The sequence below is a fragment of the Piscicoccus intestinalis NBRC 104926 genome (assembly GCF_001515525.1).
Lineage (GTDB): Bacteria > Actinomycetota > Actinomycetes > Actinomycetales > Dermatophilaceae > Kineosphaera > Kineosphaera intestinalis.
Map to the genome: position 1 here is coordinate 1 of NZ_BCNQ01000291.1, position 918 is coordinate 918.

The window sequence follows — 918 nt, forward strand, 5'->3', positions numbered from 1 at the left end:
GGGCCGCTGGCCGGCCTCGGCACGGGGCGTGGCGCCGAGCCCGAAGGTCGGGGCGTCGGCGACGCGGGGGACGCCGGTGAGGTCGAGCACGCGGCCGGCGACGACGTACGCGAGGTGGTCGCAGGCCTCGGCGACACCGGCGTTGAGGCGGCCGAGGAGGTCGCGGAAGAGCCGCCCGGAGGCGGAGGGCGGCACGACGCCGAGACCCACCTCGTTGCTGACGACGACCGCGTCGCCGGCGCATCCGGCGAGGGCGGCGGCGAGGCGGGCGGCCTGGGCCTCGACGGCGGCGCGGGCCTGGGCGCCACCGTCTCCGCTGTCGTCCCAGGCTCCGGCCTCGTCGACGAGGCGGGTGACCCAGGTGCCGAGACAGTCGAGCAGCACGGCCTGACCGGGCTGGACCGCGGCGACCGCGGCGGGCACGTCACCGCCTTCGACCGTGCGCCAGTGCGCGGGCCGACGGGCGCGGTGTGCCGCGATGCGCGCGAGCCACTCGGTGTCGGCGGGGTCGGGCACGGCGCCCGGCGCGAGGTAGGTGACGTGGGGGCGGCCGTCGAGGAGCCGTTCGGCGTAGCTGCTCTTTCCGCTGCGGACCCCGCCGAGCACGAGCACCGTGGTCACCGCATCCACCCCCAGCCACACCTGGCATCGCGTTCCGTCCGGATCAGCGTACGAGGGCGGTCGTCCACGCCGCGGCACCGGTGGGCAGACTGTGCCCCGTGAGTTCCAGTCTGCCCGTCGCCGTCGGCCTCGCCCTCGGGTATGCCGCCGACTCCCTCTTCGGTGACCCGCGCCGCGGACACCCGGTCGCCGTGTACGGTTCCGCCGCGTCCGCGCTCGAGCGCCGGTGGTGGCGCGACGATCGCCGCGCCGGGGTCGAGTACGTCGCGGTGGCGGTCGGGGTGCCGGCCGCGGTGG

General features: G+C 77.3%; 1 protein-coding gene and 1 pseudogene. One reads left to right on the forward strand and one right to left on the reverse strand.

Features of this window, described 5'->3' with window-relative positions; all coding sequences use genetic code 11:
• A partial coding sequence (locus tag PINTE_RS21290; RefSeq protein WP_157087454.1) for a bifunctional adenosylcobinamide kinase/adenosylcobinamide-phosphate guanylyltransferase occupies nt 1-621 on the reverse strand: 621 nt, incomplete at its 3' end.
• A gap of 98 nt (nt 622-719) precedes the next feature.
• Between PINTE_RS21290 and PINTE_RS21295 the strand changes: the two are divergent.
• Nucleotides 720-918: pseudogene (locus PINTE_RS21295) on the forward strand (hypothetical protein); the annotation flags it as partial.